Origin of the sequence: Paenibacillus sp. AR247, assembly GCF_002968895.1 — a bacterium.
Lineage (GTDB): Bacteria > Bacillota > Bacilli > Paenibacillales > Paenibacillaceae > Paenibacillus_AQ > Paenibacillus_AQ favisporus.
Genome location: NZ_PCZT01000009.1, coordinates 1,658,089 through 1,662,428 on the forward strand (window position 1 = coordinate 1,658,089; position 4,340 = coordinate 1,662,428).

The window sequence follows — 4,340 nt, forward strand, 5'->3', positions numbered from 1 at the left end:
GCCGACCATCCGCTTATGCGTAGGCGCAAGCTACGTGATCGGCCTGGCTTTCGGCATTTATCTCGTTTTTAAAAATCAAATTACCCTGGGGGATCTCGTATCGTTCAATATGTACCTTGGGATGATGATCTGGCCGATGTTTGCGATCGGTGAGCTGATCAATGTCATGCAGCGGGGCAGCGCCTCCCTCGACCGGGTCAATGAGACGTTATCGGTCGTGCCGGACGTTCAGGATGCGCCCGATCCGGTTCGGGTGGAGCGTCCCGACACGATTGAGCTGCGGGATGTCACGTTCCGGTATCCGACCTCATCGGTCGACAATCTGAAGCACATTAACCTGACCTTGCATAAGGGCCAGACGCTCGGCGTCGTGGGACGCACCGGCAGCGGTAAGTCGACGCTCTTGAAGCAGCTGCTGCACGAGTATCCGACGGGAATAGGCGATATTCTGATCTCGGAGGTTCCGATCGAGCGTATTACCCAAAACCAGCTTCACAGCTGGATCGGCTATGTTCCGCAGGAACAAATCCTGTTCTCTAAATCGGTCCGGCAAAATATCCAGTTCGGCAAATTCCAGGCTGAAGACGATATCATTATGGAAGCAATCGCGACAGCTGCGTTTGACAACGACCTGCACACGCTCGCAGCCGGACTTGACACCCTCGTCGGAGAGAAAGGCGTATCCCTTTCCGGCGGCCAGAAGCAGCGCGTATCGCTGGCCAGAGCGTTCATCTCCGATCCGGAGATCCTGATTCTCGATGACGCCCTCTCCGCGGTCGACGCCCGGACCGAGGCGCGGATCATCGAAAATATCCGCAAGCAGCGCTCCGGCAAAACGCACTGATCTCCACGCACCGCCTGTCCGCCATCGAACATGCGGACTGGATCGTGGTGCTGGATGAAGGAGCCATCGTCGAACAAGGAACCCACGCGCAGCTGCTCTCCAAAGGCGGCTGGTACCGCGAGCAGTTTGAGCGGCAGCAGGTCGAAAACAATTTGTCCACTTAAAAATGAGGTGTAAACCTATGAATTCTAAAGCTAGCGTAGGCAAGCGGCTGTTCCAGTACGCCCTATGCGCCAAAGGCATCTTTATCGCGGCCATCATCGCCCTGGCGATCGGCGTCGGCGCCGAGCTTGCCGGCCCGTTCATCGCCAAGACGATGATCGACGATCATATGCTGGGTATTGAAAAGCCGTATTTTGAAACGACATCATCTGAAAACGCCGTATCCTACAACGGCCATTATTACAAGCGCGGTGACCGCTTCGGTGAAGGAGAAGCCAAAGGCCAGGAAGTCCGGCTGCTGCAAACCGGACGTGACTTTTATTTTGTCAACCAGCCCGTAGCCAATCCAGACGGGGAGCGCAAATTCGAGAACGGACAGCTGACGATCAGCCGCGGCGGCGCTGTGGAAACCTATCCAGCCGCCAAGCTGTCCGCGAGTGAGCTGTATTCCTTCTACAAGCTGGAAATTCCGGGTATTTTGAAGCTCGTCGGACTGTACTGCATTTTCCTGGTGATCAGCATCTTTACGGAATTCGGCAAAACGTACTGGCTGCAGTCTTCCGCCAACAAAGTCATCCAGAAGCTCCGGACTGACATCTATGCGCATATGCAGCGGCTTCCGGTGTATTTCTTCGATACACTGCCTGCCGGCAAGGTAGTCTCCCGCATCACCAATGACACCGAAGCGGTCAAAGACCTGTTTGTGGCGGTGCTGTCGAACTTCAGCTCGGGGATCATCTACATTACCGGGGTGTATATCGCCTTGTTCCTGCTGGACGTCCGGCTCGGCCTCATCTGCTTGTTCGTCGTCCCGCTGCTGATCGTATGGATCGTGCTCTACCGGAAATTCGCGACGATCCGGCGATCCTCATTCTCGACGAGGCCACGGCCAACATCGATACCGAGACGGAGAGCCTGATCCAATCCGCGCTGGAGGTGCTGAAGAAGGGCCGTACGACGTTCATCATCGCGCACCGTCTTTCGACCATCCGCAGCGCCGATCAGATTCTGGTGCTGCACCGGGGCGAGATTGTCGAGAAGGGCAGCCATGACGAGCTGATGAAGCTCGGCGGCAGATATTATCAAATGTATCAGCTTCAGCAGGGCTCTGGTGCAGCGGCACCTGCTCCAGACAACGGAATCAAGGTACAGCCGCCGGTTCAGGCGCCTTCACCGGTGTAATTCGCCGGTTCGCTGGGCATCGTCATACGGCCTACATGCTGTGCATCTCGGCCTTAGGTCACTCCGCGGTTGCGTGTCCATCGTTCCAATGCCGTGAAAACAACATAACGAAAAAACAAGCAAAAGGGAGCGAATCCGTGATCGGATCGCTCCCTTTTTAATGCCATGAGCATACACTTAGTAACCAGTCTATTACTACTTCTGTTCGGCTAATAATGGACGGACATGCTGTTACACCACCATGCCCCTGCTCGGTCGTTTCGGCCCTGCGCTTATCCGGCTCCTCCATCATCCCCGTACGGTTTACGGCTGCTATGCAATACTGTTACAGCGGTTTCCTCAGCTGCATCTCCCGTTTCTCTTCTGCTCATCCTGTCCTCCCGATATGGTCATGACCGTTCTGCCGTTGTTCGCCCCGGCTGCGCGGCTGCACCGGAATGCGGATCGTCACGCAGGTTCCGATCCCCGGCCGGCTGTACAGGGAGACGCCGTAATCGCTGCCGAAATACAGCTTGATCCGGTCGTTTACGTTCCGGATGCCGTAACCTTTGCGCTGCTGCGAGGCTCCTGACCCGGCCGTGCCCACACCCGAGCCTGAGCCGGACAGCTCCTCCACCCGCTCCCGTGTCATCCCGCTGCCGTCATCGATGATCTGGAAGACGATCGAGCCGGTCCCGGCGTCCATCCGCCCGACAACCCGGATATAAATCCGGTCCCCGCGCCAGGCATGCTGCAGCGCGTTCTCGATGAACGGCTGAAGAATCAGCTTTACCGTCATAAACTTGACGATCTGCGGGTCGATGTCAAAATGAACCTCCATCCGCTCACCGTACTTGACCTGCTGGATATCGATGTATGCCTGCGCCTGCTCGATTTCGTGATAAATCGAAATGACGGTCTGCCCTTCATTCAGCGACAGCCGGTAAAACTTCGCCAGGTTCATTACCATCTGGTGCTGCTTATCCACTTGCCCGAACTTGGCCAGCCGGCTGATCGATGAGAGCGTATTGTACAGGAAGTGCGGGTTGATCTGGGCCTGCAGCGTCTCCAGCTCCGCTTCCTTTTTCTTCAGATTCGTGACATACACTTCCTGGATCAAATGTTCCGTCTGCTCGCCCAGCTTGTTCAGCGAGCCGGCGATGATCGTAAACTCGTCGTTCCCCCGGTAATGGATCCGCTTGTGAAAATCCCCCTGCTGAAAACGCTGCAGCACCGATACGACCTTGGAGACCCTTCTGGAAAAGAAGCGGGACACCCCATAGGCGACAATTGAGATCAATCCGACGCTGAGTAGACAAATGATCAGCGTAAGCAGGTTCACCTTGCGCGTGTCCTGCTCTACCACGCTGTTCGGCACATAGGCCGCCAGATTCCAGCCGAGCTCCGGCAGCGTTTCCTCCAGCATCGTATAGCGGCCCGGATCGATCTCCATCTTGCTCCCGGGTTCGGAAGCCAGCAGCAGATTGCTTTCACCGGAAGCGTACATTCGCCGGCCGCCCTCCCCGCCGATCGACAGCATGCTGCCGCTGCCGATTTTGCCCGCATCGACGCTCCGGAAAATTTCGGACAAATAAACGCTGATCCGGATAAACCCGATCGTCTCCAGCTTCATTGGATCGCGGGTATCGACCAGCCGCCGCAGCAGCGAGATTCTCCCGAACATGCCGTCGTCTTCCACCTGCCTCCACACGACGGTTTTTCCGTATTCCTCCGGAGGAAAGTCAGCGTACCACGGTTTGTTCTGAATCCGGTTCAAATGGTACAAATCCCAATGATTGCCCCTGGTCAAAGGGTCCGTTCCCTGCGGGTCGGCGTTGTAGATTTCGGGCAGCGTTTCGTTTTTTAAATAAATGCTCATCCAGATCCGCAGGTTGCTCGAATCCGTGACCTGGCGGAACTTTGGAATCAGAAGCTTTTTTGTCGTCTGGTAGCTGACCCAGCCCTCCTCGTATCGCATCAGCTCCAATGGCATGCTTTCGTCAAAGTACAGCAAGTCCGACAGCCGCTGCGTGTCCTCCATTTTATAGGCGATGTTGTCGCGGATCTGCTTCAGCGTCCCGGTCAAATTCGTGTTCATTTGCTCGCGGTAGGAGTTGACGAGGATTGTATTGGCGATATAACCGACATAAAATCGGCACGATGATCAGCACCA

The 4,340-nt window shown here is 55.9% G+C and carries 2 protein-coding genes and 2 pseudogenes; 3 read left to right on the forward strand and 1 reads right to left on the reverse strand.

Translation table 11 applies throughout. The annotated features are described in order from the left end of the window. From CPT76_RS16000 to CPT76_RS42125, 3 genes and pseudogenes are all read left to right on the forward strand, one after another. Nucleotides 1-1,008, forward strand: a pseudogene (locus CPT76_RS16000) (ABC transporter ATP-binding protein); the annotation flags it as partial. 167 nt (nucleotides 1,009-1,175) lie between these two features. Continuing rightward, nucleotides 1,176-1,925 (forward strand): ABC transporter transmembrane domain-containing protein, encoded by a 750-nt coding sequence (locus CPT76_RS42120; RefSeq protein WP_258168643.1) that lies wholly within the window; start codon nucleotides 1,176-1,178, stop codon nucleotides 1,923-1,925. After that, nucleotides 1,862-2,110 (forward strand): annotated as a pseudogene (locus CPT76_RS42125) (multidrug ABC transporter permease); the annotation flags it as partial. The gene CPT76_RS42120 and the pseudogene CPT76_RS42125, both read left to right, overlap by 64 nt. Nucleotides 2,111-2,555: 445 nt before the next feature. Here CPT76_RS42125 and CPT76_RS16010 read toward each other — a convergent pair. Further along, complete coding sequence (locus CPT76_RS16010; RefSeq protein ID WP_258168539.1) at nucleotides 2,556-4,265, reverse strand: sensor histidine kinase; 1,710 nt, start codon at nucleotides 4,263-4,265, stop codon at nucleotides 2,556-2,558. Nucleotides 4,266-4,340: the final 75 nt, after the last annotated feature.

What these genes read in the sequence shown, in the direction of transcription:
- CPT76_RS42120 (WP_258168643.1), top strand. Translation starts at nt 1,176, where the DNA reads ATGCTGGGTATTGAAAAGCCGTATTTTGAAACGACATCATCTGAAAAC.
- CPT76_RS16010 (WP_258168539.1), bottom strand. Translation starts at nt 4,265, where the DNA reads ATGAACACGAATTTGACCGGGACGCTGAAGCAGATCCGCGACAACATC.